Origin of the sequence: Parapedobacter sp. (assembly GCF_035556095.1) — a bacterium.
GTDB lineage: Bacteria > Bacteroidota > Bacteroidia > Sphingobacteriales > Sphingobacteriaceae > Parapedobacter.
Map to the genome: position 1 here is coordinate 99353 of NZ_DATMFT010000012.1, position 14107 is coordinate 113459.

Genomic DNA, 14107 nt, shown 5'->3' on the forward strand with positions numbered 1-14107 from the left:
GCCGGCCCTGGCTAAAACAATCCCATCTGCCCATTGTCGTCCACACGGATGTCATCGGGGTTGGTGATTTCGAAATCAACCTTTGGCCGCGGTTTGGGCGCTTCCTCCGCGGCCGTGGGTTTTTCCGCCTCCGGCGTTTCCTTTTCAATGGGCTTAGCTTCCGGCTTGGATATGGGTTTCGTCTCTAGCTTTTTTTCGGTCATCGGTACTTTGGCGTCCGCTGCGGGCGGAGTAGTCTCCGCTACTTGAGGTGTTTCCACAGGCGCGGCCGCCGGCGTTTCCAGTACCGCGTCGGGTTCGTCCGCGGACTCCACCGTTGGTGTTTGTTCCATCGGCATAGCCGATTCCATCACCTGCTCTTCGGCCGTAAGCAAGGTCACCTTGGTCACCTCGTGTGAACTCAAGCGATTTCCCTGTGCCTTCATCCCTTTGACGTCGATGATGTCTACAAGGTTTTGCTCCACGGTTTCTGGTGTGCGCGACTTACCCTTGTGGATATCCACCTGAACCGCAGGCGCAGCCGCGTTAGTGATGAGGATGAGCTTCGAACCGGGCTCGTCATTGATGATCGACGTGCGCTTGCCGATCGGCAGGTCGTCAAACAAGAACCGTTTCACATAGTACACCCCCGACTTGCCATCGCGGTGCACCACGCTGTATACCTGCTGGGGGTTGTACTTCTCGATGCGGAGCAGCTTATTGTCGAAGTGGTTGCTCAGGTCGAAGCTGGTCAGCTCGTAGGTGCCGTCGGCCATCACCGTGAGGATCTTGTCGTCGCCGTCGAACTCACCGAGATAATGGCCACGGCCGTCGGCATTGAGCCGCTTCAACACATCGTCAAACCACACTTTGCGGCCGGCTAACGTGGATACACCTTTGCTTTTCAGCATAATTTTCTTGATGGGATATTTCGTCACGATGTTGCCCTGTGAGCTCCGTCCTTTGATGGCTACGTCTGCAAAATCAATATCGAATTGCAGTTTGCGGAGCTTGGATTGCGGTTTGAGATGCACACCCACCACTTCGGCTTCGCCGTTGGGGTTGGCCGTAAAATACAGTATCCGCGACCCTTTCTCGCCTTTGCTAAGGTCGTATTCCTTGTCGCGGGTTACACCTAGTACCGAAAAGCGCTTTACGTAGGATGTGCCCGATTTGCCGTCGCGGTAAATCAAGTTGTACACCGTGCGCTCGTCGCTCTTTTTGAACACGGCCACGTGGATAACATCTTTGCCGACAAACACCTTGTCCTGCACTTTAGTCACCAGGAATTTACCATCGTTGCGGAACACGATGATGTCGTCGAGGTCGGAGCAGTCGCCCACGTATTCATCTTTGCGCATACCGGTGCCCACAAATCCGTCTACACGGTTCACGTACAGTTTCACATTGGCCAGTGCCACCTGTGCGGCTTCGACCCGGTCGAATGCCCGCAGTTCGGTTTTTCGCTCGCGGCCTTTGCTGTATTGCTTTTTAAGGCGCTCGAACCACGCGATGGCGTAGTCCGTAAGGTGCCGAAGGTGGTGGCGTACCTTTTTGATTTCTTCTTCCAGTGCCGCCATCTGCTCGTCCGCCTTCTTCACGTCGAAACGGGTGATGCTGCTCATGGGCTTATCGATCAGCTTGCGGTAGTCATCGGGCAGTATCTCGCGGTAAAACTGATCGAAAAACGGCGTAAACAGTTTGGTGAGCACCAGCACAACGGTGTCGAAGTCGCCCGAATTCTCGTATTCGGCGTGCTTGTACATCCCTTCCTGGATGAAGATCTTGAGTAGGCTGCTAAAGAAAATTTTCTCTTGGAGTTCTTTGAGGCGGATTTCGAGCTCTTGCTTGAGGAGAGCTTTCGTTTGTTTGGTATTGGCAATGAGGATGTCGTTCACACTCATGAAGTGCGGTTTATCGTCGCGTATCACACACGTGTTGGGCGATATGGACACTTCGCAGGAGGTGAATGCATAAAGGGCATCGATGGTCATATCGGGCGAGATGCCCGGTGCAAGGTGGACCATGATTTCCACGTGCTGTGCCGTGTTGTCCTCGATTTTCTTGATTTTGATTTTGCCTTTATCGTTGGCGGCGACAATACTGTCAATCAGCCCACCGGTGGTGGTGCCGTAGGGGATCTCTGTGATAGCGAGTGTTTTTTTGTCGCGTTCCTCGATTTTGGCACGTACGCGGATTTTTCCTCCCCGCTGGCCTTCGTTGTAGGCCGAGCAATCGGCGAGACCACCCGTGGGAAAGTCAGGCAGCAGGTTGGGCCGCCCGCCCCGGAGCACCTCGACGGACGCATCGATGAGCTCGATGAAGTTGTGGGGCATGATCTTGGTGGCCAGTCCCACGGCGATACCCTCAGCCCCCTGGGCCAGCAGGAGCGGGAACTTCACCGGCAGTGTCACGGGTTCGCGGTTGCGGCCATCGTAGCTGAGCTGCCACTCGGTGGTATCGGGATTGAATACCACATCGTTGGCGAATTTGGAGAGTCGCCCTTCGATGTAGCGCGGTGCGGCAGCTGAGTCGCCCGTAATGGGATCACCCCAGTTGCCTTGGCGGTCGATAAGAAGGTCTTTCTGCCCGATCTGGACCATGGCATCCCCGATGGACGCATCGCCATGCGGGTGGTATTTCATGGTGTTACCGATCACATTGGCCGCTTTGTTGAACCGCCCATCGTCCATCTCTTTCAGCGAGTGCAGGATTCGTCGCTGCACAGGCTTGAACCCATCGTTGATGTGCGGCACAGCCCGGTCGAGGATGACGTATGAGGCGTAGTCCAGGAACCAGTTTTCATAAAGTCCCGACAAAGGGATGGTTTGGCTGCTGCCGAGTTGATCTGTGGTATCATTATCCCCGCTGTCGCTGGGGACGGGGTTCGTTTCTTCGCTCATGAAATCGTATCGCTGTTATCTCCTTATTCGCGAACCAAACTTAGTCAAAGTTGGTTTTTTTCGCAAATTTCATTTTTGTATAAACCCAGTTACCACTCATCATTGCCAAAGCAAATTCCTCGTGTACTTTGAAAAATTTTCATCTCTTGAAACGATAGTGAGGTTTTCGGTCAACGCTTGGGCGATAATTATTCGATCGAAAGGATCGCGATGGTGGTATGTTATGGTGGTATGTTAAGGTAAGGAGCTTTTGCAGATGGTCGAAATCTATAGGCAGAAGGTCAATTTCATTGTTTCCTACATTCCTTAAAGTCATCCAATTGGCTTATCAAAGTCTTCCGTCATTTTGAAATAGCCTTTTGCATAACCAAACTGACGCTTTTTTGCCGTGGTTTTTTGTTGCTTTTTGTATTTTAAAAAAGCAACAAAATCGAAAACTTCCTGCTTCAGATTGGCAGGTAAGGAACTGATTTCTGTCAACAATTGAACATCACTCATACCAATTTACCCCTTTATTTTACGCAATAATACGTAATTTCAGGTGTGCTTCAAAGCACCACTAGTGCTACCGCCCAGATTTCCGGTATACCGCCAGTGCCGCAACTTCCAACTGCGGTTCGTACCCCCGCGCCGCCAATAGGGCGGGCACGTTTGTCGCCACATCTTCCAGCACGACCCACGCAGGAAGCTGCGCCGTATCCCAATCGAGGGCAGTGGTTTCCGTGGAAACGATAAGCACATCATACCCATCAAGCGCGGGTACGCCGGCGACGAACTGGAGCGGGTAACGGTTTACTGTAAACGTATTTTGGGCCGCGGCGACCCGATCATCACGGGCATCCCAGCCCGTAACATGCCGCAGGGCGCTATCGTATACCAACAGGAAATCCAATACGCCATAACCGCACCCCAAGTGCAGGAAATTGCCTTTGAGCGGCAACAACCGCAGCAGCTGGTGGTAGTGGTCTTTCCGTTGGTCGAATACTGCCTTCACTTCCCGTTGGATCGCTTTCGGCTTGTACACGAAGTTAAAAAGCAGTTTTTTGCGGAAATAATCCGCCGGCTCCCGCTCGTTGCGCAGCATGCGGAACTCACGCTTGAAATAAGCGGATATTTTCTTGGTGCGCTCGGCATAGGTGGTGCCGAAGGTAGGGTCGTGGGGCGTAATGCGCGGCAGGAACTTCATGGTAATGGGCCCCGGCTTGAGCATATTGTCGTTTTTCGGCAATGCGTGCACGTTGCCGTGGACCAATACGGGTTGGATATCAACCTGCAATTGCTCGGCAAGGTAAAAGGCCCCTTTGTGAAAACGCTGGATCGCCGTGGTCCGCGACCGGGTGCCTTCGGGAAATACAATGACCGAGTAGCCCTGCTTGATTTTAGCCCGTAACTTGTCGAGGTCTTCGGGCCGGTTTCCCGAAGCGGGGTGCGCGCCCACCATGCGCATGGCGCGCCCAAAGAAAGGCGAGTGCAGCTGGCGGTCGTTCATCATGAACACCTGCATCGGATGCAGCAAGCCCATAGTGGGGGTATCCAGGATAGACGTGTGGTTAGCAATGATAATCGCGGGGCGTTGGTACGCATGCGGATTGCGGCCGAGCACAGTCATGCGGATACCGGGCGTGCGGTACATGAGGTTGTGGAAAAACAGCTGCAACACCCGGTGGAAGGCCCGGAATTTTTTCTTCTTGCTGCCGGGGATAATAGGGATAAACAACCGGCCCAGGATGCTGACGGCCATGCCACCTAGGAAGAAATAACCGAACGTAAAGCCTGTAAGGATAAGGTTGACCAGCCGCCAAGGGGTGCTGCCTTTGGCTTGAGGCCCACTGATGAACGTGCGGAAGAGCCACGGCTGTATGGAAAATGACATAAGTACCACCACCAATAGCCCAATAAGCGGGATGATGGAAATGGAGCGTATGGCAGGGTGCTTGGCAAAGACCAGGATGCCGAAGCAAAGGATCGTGGCCAGAGCAGACATAACCACACCGGATTTGTAGGCGGGCATATCCGCTCGGCCGAAGGTGTACTGCTCCAGCAGGCCTTTGGTAACAAAGATGGAGTAATCAACCCCCAACCCGAAAATCAACGTGGTGATGATGATGTTGAATGCGTTGAAATCGACACCCAACAGGCCCATTAGGCCCAGCGTAACCAACCAGCCGAGGAAGATGGGAATATTGGTAACCAGAGTGAGCTCCAAGCTGCCAAAAAAGAGGAATATAACTACGAAGACAGCAATGGATGCGATGAAAAAGAGTGTGTCGAAATCAGCTTCGAGGTTGCTCAACAAGGTTTCCTGCACCTGTTTGCGGTCGATGGCCAGTATGCCGCTGTCATCCGCAAATACCTGCACAAGCTGAGGCGCCTGCTCCTCCTCAACCTTAACGATGGTAGTCACCGTAGCGAGCTCGCGGTCCAGGTTAACAAACTCGGCCAAAAAGAGCGTGTCGAGTAATTGCTGATCGGCCTCATCCAGTGGACTGAACGGCTCTGCGAGGATTTCAGAAAAGGGCTGGAACAGGTTGTCTTTGAAGCCTACACGCACGCCCTCACTGCGGAGTTGCTGCAGAAGCTGCTCCTTTTTGCCGGCCGACCAGAACCGGTTCCACCGGTCGATTTTCTCGCGTTGTTGTGTCGGAGTACTGACAATGCCGCCTACCGATTGGAAACCAAGGATAGCTCCGTTGGCTTCTTGCTGCTCCAGCCGGTGGAACAGCTTAGCATTACGGGAGAAGGCCTCTTCAGCGGTGTTGCCGTAGGCCACCAGGTAAATGGACTTGGCCGCATACTGCATAAGCGAGTCGAGCCGCTGCTCCGCCTGCTTGAGGGGAGCGGGCTGGTAGTTTAGCGCTGCGAGGTCGTCGTTGAAGCCGACACGCTGGAAGGTGAAAAGACTAATACATGTAAGCGCTGCACCGATGCCCAGCACCCATTTGTTGCGGCTGAAGTCGTACCGTGCTATTGCGTCGATAAATGTATTTTGCCGCAGCGTAACTTCGCGCCGCGGTGAATAGACCTGAGGGATGAAGATGAGCGAGAAGAGCGCCGCCCCTAGCACGCTCACGGCGGCAAACACGCCGAGGTCTTTCAGTACGTCGGAATGCAGGAATAGCAAACAAAGGAAATCGACGGCCGTGAAGATGGCGCACATGAGCAATGGTTTGGTGGTGCTTTCAAACAACCGCTTCACATCGCCCGTGCCTCGGTAATGGGTGAGGATATGTAGGGAATAATCGAGCGTGAGACCCAACAGTACCGAGCCGATACCGATTGATATGGCCGATATGGTGCCTTTAAGCCAGTAGAGCACGGCGATACCCAGCAGGCTGCCGAAAGCGGCGGGAAAGAGAATGATGAGCGGGATGGTAGCCCGTCGATAGAAGTAGATAAAGAGCACCACCAATGCCACGAGGGCGATAGCTAATGTATTACGGATATCGTGCTTGATCTGCTGGGCATTGGCAACAGCCATGGCGGTAGCGCCGAAGTACTCGGCGTTAGCATGGCCCGCGAACGCGGTGTTGAGACCGGCGACGGTTGCGTCTAGGATACGGATGAATTCGGTATTATGGGCAGTTTCGCTCGCGCCAGCAGTGGTGGTGATGAAGGCGAGCAGGTTGCTGCCTCCGCGGGCGATGACGTAACCGTCATCGAGTACCACCCCCTGGCCCGATTGCAAACGCTGAAATTTGCGAAGCCCCATGAACGTGAGGCCCAGCGGATCTTGCCGGAGCATGGGTGCTGTAACAAAGCTTTGCGGAGCGGTGATGGCCTGGTAGGTACGATCTACGATAGCCACAATCGAGTCGGGCTGGAGCAACGAATCGATATGGCGGTAATCGCTTTCATCGAGGAAGAGCGGCAGGTTATCGGTTACCATATCCATCAAATCGGCGAGTTGGTCGTCTTCAAGCCGTACCTGCAGCCGTTGGATATAAGGGCCGGCGGCTTGATTGATAGCTGTAGCAAAGCTATCGGCATACGCCTTAAGTGCAGTGATATCGCCCGTATCTGCCGCTGTGACATGGATTACGGTCTTATCGGCGAAATTGGCCGACCGCAATACCTCGCTGACATGTTCAGTGCCCTCACTGGTCGGGATGAGCTTGGTGATGTCTTCTTCAAACCGGATGCGGCTAGCCCAATAGGCAAGCAATGCAAAGAGCAGCGGCACGGCAACAAAGAACACGGTCCGGTGCTTCTTCAGGTAATCATATATGGAATAAAAAAACGAAGCCAACTACACGTAATTTGTCTCGGCAAAGGTAGAAGATTTAACTGGATGTATCGCAAAAAGCCTTGAGAGGGCCCGGGGATGATTCAAAGAAGGGTCCATAATGATATGAATATAACCTGTATTTAAAAATAGGATAACATGTATATTTTATCGTCTTCCCATCGTCTTTTGATGGTCTTTTTATCGTCTTTAATACGATAAAAAGACCATAAATACACGTTAAAATTACCTTGAATTTGTATTTATGCCTTCATTCTAAATAGTATTTGGGTAGTTATTATATTGGACCCATTTTGGAAAGATGGTGGAAACTTGTCAGGCACGTGGCTTGCGGTGGTGTTGCCGAGTCAGCAAAAAATAACTCGCCAAACCGAATACACTGGCGCTAACGGTAGCCAATACCACGCTTCCCAAAAGGTATTCCGTAAGATGCTGTCGGATAAAAGGCTCGTAGGTGTCGATTTCTTGCCATTTGAAGGCGGTTTTGGCTGGCAACCCCACTAAGAAGGAGCCGATTTGTATGCACGCATAGATGATGAACGGGATCAGCGGTGGGATACTCACATTGGAGAAGGCAAAGGCAATCAATTTATTGAGCCGTAATACAACCGCGAGGAACAGAACGATAACCGTTTGGAAGCCCCAGAATGGCGACAATCCGATGAGCACCCCGAGCGCAACAGACGAAGCCTTCTTCCAGGGCGGATCATCGCTGTGCAGCAGGTCTTCCAGAAAGAAACGGCGGAACCCTTTTTTCCGGAACGTACGGAAATAGTCGCGCGGCCGGATATAAAACAATGTCACCAATACCAGCCAGGTGTTGAGGATACTGATACGCGTGAAGTCACGGAACGGCCGGAAGTGCGACACCCGCTCGGTGGGATCATATAGCACCTTGACGGGCACATTGCGCACCGGTATGCCACGCCAGGCAGCTTTCACGATAACCTCGACCTCAAATTCAAATTTCGTGGTATAAAAGCGGATTCCCTGCAATGCCTTGAGTGGGTAAAGCCGGAAACCCGACTGCGTGTCGGATAGATTGATGCCGGTTTCAAACCGGAACCAGAAATTGGAAAACCGGTTGCCGAAGCTGCTCTTGCCGGGGATGCCTTCGCGTTCCATATTACGGTCGCCGATAAGTAGGGCCATACCTTCGGCCTCGATGGCGCGCACGAATACGGGGATGTCGTTGGGAAAATGCTGGCCATCCGAGTCGATGGTGACCGCATAATCAAAACCACGGGCGGTGGCCTCGCGGAAGCCGGTGCGCAAGGCGTTGCCTTTCCCTTTATTGCGCGGCAAGTGAATAACGGTAACACCGGTGTATCCGGCTAAGATTTCCGACGTAGCGTCGGTAGATCCGTCGTTGACGACGATGGTCCGGGCCGTATACCGGAATACGCCTTCCAGCACCCGGGGCAGCGTTTTGGCATTGTTGTAGGTGGGAATGATTACACAAGCATTGATGGATGCTAATACCTCGTTGTCGGTCATTCAGGTTAATTCGTCACTTTTTTGAAAACTCGTCGAAATAGCCATCGATCATGGCTTTCAGCCCTCGATCTTCCAGCGACGGTAGTGCCTGCCGGATGAATTGCCGATCGTCTTCGATGCTGTGATTGTATTTCAGGAATTTTGGCAAGTGTTCCTGTACGCTGAGCCGGATTAGCCGGATTTCGGCATTATTCGGTTCACTAGCAATAGCTTGTTCAATCCAGGGTACCGCTTCCTTCACTTTTGGCCCGCGCGCTGAGAGCTTTTCGTACCGTGCCAACAGCATCAATCCGGCGCCCTTGTAGGCCGCCAATACGGGCTCGTCGTTTTTCGTTACACCAGCCAGCGGCTCATAGAATGCTTGCGCCTGTTCCTTAGACTTGGTCGCATCCCGGTAAAGTAGTCGTAGTGTTTCGAGGTCTTGCGCGCAAACCAGCACAACACACAATAGTGCCGCCAAAAGGGAAAATAGCTTCTTCATCACCTAAATTTTTTGGAAAACACCGCTGAACTTAAGGGCCGTGGTGTTTTCGAAGGATGTGGTGCTCCTAATGGAAAGCAGCCCATCTTCTTCTTCAACATCTAATTCGACTTGAATGTTTGGATGCTGATAAGGATTGATTATTGCCATGAACTTGACATTTCGTGCCTTTTTCAGCATCAGCGGTCCCGTTGCCCACTTTTCGGCCAGCTCTTTGATGATTTGCATCATACATACGCCCGGTGTTACCGGATTGCCCGGGAAATGACCTTCGAAGACAGCATGGGCGCTATTGAGGGAAATCGATGCCGATACCTTTGGTCCGTCGACGGTGAACGCAACGAGCGAATAAAAATCGTGTAACAGCGACATAAGGAGCAAAAGTAAAAAAGAACGGGAATATAAATGGATTTTTGTTAATATTGACCGATTTACGATATATGCGCATGAAGCTATTGACGATCTGTTTATTTTTAATTACTTGCCCACTGATCATACTCGCCCAACACGTTCATCTTCTTATCGGTACGTACACCCAGGACGGCCAGCGTGAAGGTATTTATGTCTATCAATTTGATGTGAAAACAGGTGAGGCGATGGCCGTAAGCAGTGCGGAGGCCGAAAACCCGTCGTTTCTGGCCCTTAGTGCCGACAGCAAGTATTTATATGCAGTGAATGAGAATGGCGAAGGAAAAGGTGCAGTGAGTGCTTATGCATTCGATGACTCGCAAGGCATACTTACGTTTCTGAATCGGCAGCTTACCAGGGGCGACCACCCGTGCCACGTAGTTACGGATAGTGACGGTAACCACGTGATTGTTTCTAATTACTCGGGGGGTAGCGTTAGCGTATTTCCCATTGGTCCAGCAGGCAGTCTGGGCGGAATGGTGCAGCAAATCCATCATGAGGGTAGCGGCCCTGACCCGCAACGGCAACAGGCTCCGCACGTGCATTCCGCTTTTTTCAATCACGATGAAACGCAACTGTTTGTACAGGATCTCGGTACGGATAAAGTCAATATCTACGATTACAGGCCTGAAAATGTCGCTGATCCCCTGGCTGCGGCGACACCGCCGTTTCTAACGGGTACGCAGGGAGGCGGGCCCCGCCACCTCACCCTCTCGGCGGACGGTCGGTTTATCTACTTGGTGCAGGAGATGGCTGCGACGGTAATGGTTTATGAACAGCGTGAGGATATGTGGGAAGCCATCCAGGAAGTACCCATAAATGAGGCAGGCTTTGACGGACAGGACGGTGCGGCCGACATCAAATTATCGCCAGACGGGAAATTCCTGTATGCATCTAACCGCGGCGATGCCAATACCCTCGCAATCTACCAGGTAGAGAGCACTTCGGGCAAGCTGACTAAAATCGGAAATCAGCAGGTATTGGGCCGCGGACCACGTAATTTTGCATTGTCTCCCGATGGTAGGTTCCTGTTGGTGGCTAATCAAAATACGGACCAAGTGGTGGTCTTTAGCAGGGGCGCAGACACTGGGCTACTTACCGATACAGGCCATCGGATACGTGTAGGTTCGCCGGTGTGTTTGGTTTTTGCGGATCTGTGAAACCCCCTCACAAGTTTACTTGTTCCCTTCCTCACCGCTGTCAAGTTCATGCGTCTCCTTGTCATACATGCCGGCAAGGTCGTCCTGTATGGTTCCTTTCCATTGGTCAGTATTTATTAAGTAGGCTGTACGGGCAATGAGGTGGGCGGCCACGGGTGCGGTAAGTACCAGGAAGAAGATAATGGCCAAGGCTTTCGTGGTAACGGATACTTCCTCCGGAAAGTAAAAAGCCGCACTTAGCAATAACAATCCACCGCCCAGCGTGGCGGCTTTTACCGTAACCGATAGCCGCAGGTAAAAATCGGGCATCCGTAAGATACCAACCGCAGCAATAAGAATTGCGATTGCGCCGATGGTGCAAAGCAGTCCGATGATGATGTCGATCATTTTCTCCCCCTTTTTTCGATGTAATAAGAAAATGCAATGGTGCCTAAAAAAGCGATGAGCGCCAGGATCATGGCGACATCAATAAACGTCGATTTACCGGTGCTGATGCTGTAAACGGTAATAACGCTGATGCCGATGGTAATTAGTAAATCCAATGCGATTACCCGGTCTACAATCGTAGGGCCTTTAAAGAGCCGGATAAACACCAGCAACAATGAAACCGCCAGGATCGGTAAAATCACATAATCAATATAACTATCTAATGTCATCGGATAATCTCCAATAGTTTACGCTCAACGCTTTCCCTAATCTGTTCGATAAACTGTTCCTTACTTTTCATATACATCGCATGGATATAAATGGCTTTGCGGTCTTCGCTAACGTCAATAACAAGTGTGCCGGGCGTTAACGCAATCATCGTGGATAACATGTTGATTTCGAAGTCACTTCTGGCTTCCATGGGATATTTTACGATGCCGGGCTTCATGAAAAATTTTGGTGTGACCACATCGTAGGCTACCTGGATGTTGGCTTTCACCATTTCATAAATGAAATACAAAATAAAGCTGATGATTTTAGGGACACGGTTGAAGTACCGCCGGTCGCTTTCGTTACGGTTCATCAGCCATAACAGGAAAAAACCGATGGCAAATCCGAATAAGAAATTTGAATAATACAACACCCCTGTCAAAGCGACCCAAGTAAAGGCGAGTAGGAGGTTCATCAGAAAATGTTTGACCATAGCTTTACCGTTTACTGTAATTCATTCGTTCTTAAAACCGCCTCGATGTAAGGCGTAGTGTCTTTCATCTCGCCGGCAATATGTTTGGCTACCGAAGAGATGTTTTCGGCACCCAATCCGATGTAGAGGGTGATAGCGGCCAGAAAAACGATGGGCGCCACGAGCAGCGATTTCCTGAAGGCGCTTAGCGGTTGGAAATCGTCGGTGAGCTCGGTTTCGCCTTCCACCACAGGTTGGTCTTTCCAGAACACTTTTGCCCACATCACCGAGATGACGTATAACGTAGCAAAGCTACCGATTATGATGGCGGCTATCAATGCATATTGATTGTCCATAAAGCCCGCCTCAAACAAATGGATTTTGGGCCAAAAGCCCGAAAGTGGCGGGATGCCCACCAGCGAAAAGAGCACCACAGCCATAACTAATGAAAGCAATGGGTATTGGGCATAGAGGCCACCAAGCTTATCCATATTCATGGTGCCGCGCAGCTTCCGGATGAGCCCAGCAATCAGAAAAATGTTGGTTTTGACCATGATATCGTGGAACAGGTAGAACAGGGCGCCTGTCAGGGCAACCTCAGAGAACATGCCTAGGCCGCCCACCATGAATCCGATGTGGCACACGATGAGGTAGGAGAACATCCTCCGGATGTTGTTTTTGATAACGGCACCGAAGGTACCGGTAAGAATGGTGAAGATAGCGATGCCGATCAACAACGTACGGGTGAACTCATCGGGGATGAAAATCAGCGTAAACATCCGGAATAAGGCGTAAATACCTACCTTGGTGAGCAGTCCGCCAAATATGGCGGCTACAGCCGAGGGCGGGGTATGGTAAGACGAAGGCAACCAAAAATACAACGGGAACACAGCTGATTTGATGCCGAACCCGATGATGAAGAAAATCGCGGTGATATCCACCAGTGTCTGATTTTCCAGTGCAGCCACTTTTAGCGACAGGTCGGCCATGTTGAGCGTGCCGGTGATGCCGTACAGGATAGCGATGCCGGTGAGGAAAAACGTGGAAGCCAGGATGTTCATGGCCATGTATTTTACCGAGCCTTCGATCTGCGCTTTGCGGCCACCCAGCGTCATCAATACGAACGAGGCGATGATGACGACCTCAAACCATACGTAGAGGTTGAAAATATCGCCCGTAAGAAAGGCGCCGTTCAGCCCCATTAGCAGAAAATGGAAGATGGGAAAATAGCCATATATGATTCGGCCACGCGCGATTCCAGTGGCCGAGAAGACGGAAACGGCGAGCCCTGAAAATGAGGTGAGCAACACCATACTGCTGCTGAAGACGTCTGCTACAAACGTGATACCGAAAGGTGATTCCCAACCCGCTGCCTGCATGGTGAGTATACCGCCCTGCCAGACCTTGGTGAACAGACCGATGGCAACCAGCATGCCAATTGTGCTACCGATGATGCTAATAATCCGATTAGCGATTGTCTTGCGCCAAAAGAAAAGCAGCAAGATAGCCGTAAACAGGTGGACAACAACGGGAAAAACTATGGTGTTATCAATCATATATCTTCTTCTTCCGGCGTATTTAAATCGTCAAGGTCGTCCGAATTGACCAGTACATAAACCCGTTTCAGCAATACGATGGCGAAAGACTGGATGCCGAAACTGATTACGATGGCCGTGAGTATTAGGGCCTGTGGAATGGGGTCGGCATAAATGTCGGTAAATAACTTGGCCGCGCTATCGATTACCGGCGGTTTGCCTTTGGTAATGCCCCCTAATAGGAAAATCAACAGATTGGCTCCATTGCCCAATAAGGTGATGCCCACGAGTAGTTTCACCATACTGCGGCGTAGCAGCATGAACATGCCACCAGCGTACAATACAGCAATCAATATGATAAAAACAATTTCCATGGGCTACTCGGCATATTGGGCAATGGTAAACAAAATGGTGAGAACTACGCCAATGACCACCAGATACACACCCAAGTCGAAAAACAGGGCCGAGCCAATCATGCCGATGACGGGGAAAGGTTCATCAAACCAAAGGCCCGTCATTACAGGCTCGCCACCGAGCATGGGTGCAAACATGCTGAGTGCCGCCAACCCGAGGCCCATGGGAATGAACGAGCTGGGATGGGTGCGGAGCAGTTTGAGTGTGGCTTCGTTACCGTGGGTGAAGCTATGGAGCACGAAGGCGATGGCCGCGATGAGCCCCCCTACAAAGCCGCCGCCCGGGTGGTAATGTCCACGCAATAAAATGAATATCGAGAAAAGCAGCAAGATGGGCAGCAGGTAACTCGATGCAGTTTTTAAGATGGCACTATTCATAT

14 protein-coding genes are annotated in these 14107 nt (G+C 51.5%); 1 reads left to right on the plus strand and 13 read right to left on the minus strand.

Annotated features, from left to right (window positions below):
• Positions 1-11: 11 nt before the first annotated feature.
• From VNQ80_RS06510 to VNQ80_RS06535, 7 genes are all read right to left on the minus strand, one after another.
• Positions 12-2882, minus strand: a complete 2871-nt coding sequence (locus VNQ80_RS06510; RefSeq protein ID WP_325636655.1) for a DNA gyrase/topoisomerase IV subunit A — start codon at positions 2880-2882, stop codon at positions 12-14.
• 99 nt (positions 2883-2981) lie between these two features.
• Positions 2982-3107, minus strand: coding sequence for a PIN domain-containing protein (locus VNQ80_RS20930; RefSeq protein ID WP_414692982.1), 126 nt, complete (start codon positions 3105-3107; stop codon positions 2982-2984).
• 87 nt (positions 3108-3194) lie between these two features.
• Positions 3195-3380 carry a type II toxin-antitoxin system VapB family antitoxin gene (locus tag VNQ80_RS06515; protein WP_325636656.1) on the minus strand — a complete coding sequence of 62 codons (186 nt, stop codon included), beginning with the start codon at positions 3378-3380 and terminating at the stop codon, positions 3195-3197.
• A gap of 67 nt (positions 3381-3447) precedes the next feature.
• Positions 3448-7128: a 1-acyl-sn-glycerol-3-phosphate acyltransferase gene (locus VNQ80_RS06520; protein WP_325636657.1), complete on the minus strand. Its 3681-nt coding sequence runs from the start codon at positions 7126-7128 to the stop codon at positions 3448-3450.
• 312 nt (positions 7129-7440) lie between these two features.
• Positions 7441-8622 carry a DUF2062 domain-containing protein gene (locus VNQ80_RS06525; RefSeq protein ID WP_325636658.1) on the minus strand — a complete coding sequence of 394 codons (1182 nt, stop codon included), beginning with the start codon at positions 8620-8622 and terminating at the stop codon, positions 7441-7443.
• Positions 8623-8635: 13 nt separating this feature from the next.
• Positions 8636-9103 (minus strand): hypothetical protein, encoded by a 468-nt coding sequence (locus VNQ80_RS06530; protein ID WP_325636659.1) that lies wholly within the window; start codon positions 9101-9103, stop codon positions 8636-8638.
• A gap of 3 nt (positions 9104-9106) precedes the next feature.
• Positions 9107-9475 (minus strand): hypothetical protein, encoded by a 369-nt coding sequence (locus VNQ80_RS06535; protein WP_325636660.1) that lies wholly within the window; start codon positions 9473-9475, stop codon positions 9107-9109.
• A 74-nt stretch (positions 9476-9549) separates the two neighbouring features.
• Here VNQ80_RS06535 and VNQ80_RS06540 point away from each other — a divergent pair, with 74 nt between their 5' ends.
• Positions 9550-10671 (plus strand): lactonase family protein, encoded by a 1122-nt coding sequence (locus VNQ80_RS06540; RefSeq protein WP_325636661.1) that lies wholly within the window; start codon positions 9550-9552, stop codon positions 10669-10671.
• A 15-nt stretch (positions 10672-10686) separates the two neighbouring features.
• On the opposite strand, the gene mnhG is transcribed toward VNQ80_RS06540, so the two are convergent.
• From mnhG to VNQ80_RS06570, 6 genes are read right to left on the minus strand one after another with little or no spacing between them, the layout of a single operon-like run.
• A complete protein-coding gene (gene mnhG / locus VNQ80_RS06545; RefSeq protein WP_325636662.1) occupies positions 10687-11058 on the minus strand; it encodes a monovalent cation/H(+) antiporter subunit G in 372 nt (123 codons plus the stop codon).
• On the minus strand, positions 11055-11327 hold the full coding sequence (locus tag VNQ80_RS06550; RefSeq protein WP_325636663.1) for a cation:proton antiporter: 273 nt from the start codon (positions 11325-11327) through the stop codon (positions 11055-11057). Before VNQ80_RS06550 ends, mnhG begins: the two co-directional genes overlap by 4 nt.
• Positions 11324-11800 (minus strand): Na+/H+ antiporter subunit E, encoded by a 477-nt coding sequence (locus tag VNQ80_RS06555; RefSeq protein ID WP_325636664.1) that lies wholly within the window; start codon positions 11798-11800, stop codon positions 11324-11326. The genes VNQ80_RS06550 and VNQ80_RS06555 overlap by 4 nt, the downstream gene beginning before the upstream one ends.
• An 11-nt stretch (positions 11801-11811) precedes the next feature.
• A complete protein-coding gene (locus tag VNQ80_RS06560; RefSeq protein ID WP_325636665.1) occupies positions 11812-13335 on the minus strand; it encodes a proton-conducting transporter membrane subunit in 1524 nt (507 codons plus the stop codon).
• Positions 13332-13688 (minus strand): Na+/H+ antiporter subunit C, encoded by a 357-nt coding sequence (locus tag VNQ80_RS06565; protein WP_325636666.1) that lies wholly within the window; start codon positions 13686-13688, stop codon positions 13332-13334. Before VNQ80_RS06565 ends, VNQ80_RS06560 begins: the two co-directional genes overlap by 4 nt.
• Positions 13689-13691: 3 nt before the next feature.
• Positions 13692-14105: a Na+/H+ antiporter subunit B gene (locus VNQ80_RS06570; RefSeq protein WP_325636667.1), complete on the minus strand. Its 414-nt coding sequence runs from the start codon at positions 14103-14105 to the stop codon at positions 13692-13694.
• Positions 14106-14107: the final 2 nt, after the last annotated feature.

Coding starts and splice junctions, on each gene's coding strand:
- VNQ80_RS06510 (WP_325636655.1), bottom strand. CDS start 2,882: ATGAGCGAAGAAACGAACCCCGTCCCCAGCGACAGCGGGGATAATGAT.
- VNQ80_RS06515 (WP_325636656.1), bottom strand. CDS start 3,380: ATGAGTGATGTTCAATTGTTGACAGAAATCAGTTCCTTACCTGCCAAT.
- VNQ80_RS06525 (WP_325636658.1), bottom strand. CDS start 8,622: ATGACCGACAACGAGGTATTAGCATCCATCAATGCTTGTGTAATCATT.
- VNQ80_RS06530 (WP_325636659.1), bottom strand. CDS start 9,103: ATGAAGAAGCTATTTTCCCTTTTGGCGGCACTATTGTGTGTTGTGCTG.
- VNQ80_RS06535 (WP_325636660.1), bottom strand. CDS start 9,475: ATGTCGCTGTTACACGATTTTTATTCGCTCGTTGCGTTCACCGTCGAC.
- VNQ80_RS06540 (WP_325636661.1), top strand. CDS start 9,550: ATGAAGCTATTGACGATCTGTTTATTTTTAATTACTTGCCCACTGATC.
- mnhG (WP_325636662.1), bottom strand. CDS start 11,058: ATGATCGACATCATCATCGGACTGCTTTGCACCATCGGCGCAATCGCA.
- VNQ80_RS06550 (WP_325636663.1), bottom strand. CDS start 11,327: ATGACATTAGATAGTTATATTGATTATGTGATTTTACCGATCCTGGCG.
- VNQ80_RS06555 (WP_325636664.1), bottom strand. CDS start 11,800: ATGGTCAAACATTTTCTGATGAACCTCCTACTCGCCTTTACTTGGGTC.
- VNQ80_RS06560 (WP_325636665.1), bottom strand. CDS start 13,335: ATGATTGATAACACCATAGTTTTTCCCGTTGTTGTCCACCTGTTTACG.
- VNQ80_RS06565 (WP_325636666.1), bottom strand. CDS start 13,688: ATGGAAATTGTTTTTATCATATTGATTGCTGTATTGTACGCTGGTGGC.
- VNQ80_RS06570 (WP_325636667.1), bottom strand. CDS start 14,105: ATGAATAGTGCCATCTTAAAAACTGCATCGAGTTACCTGCTGCCCATC.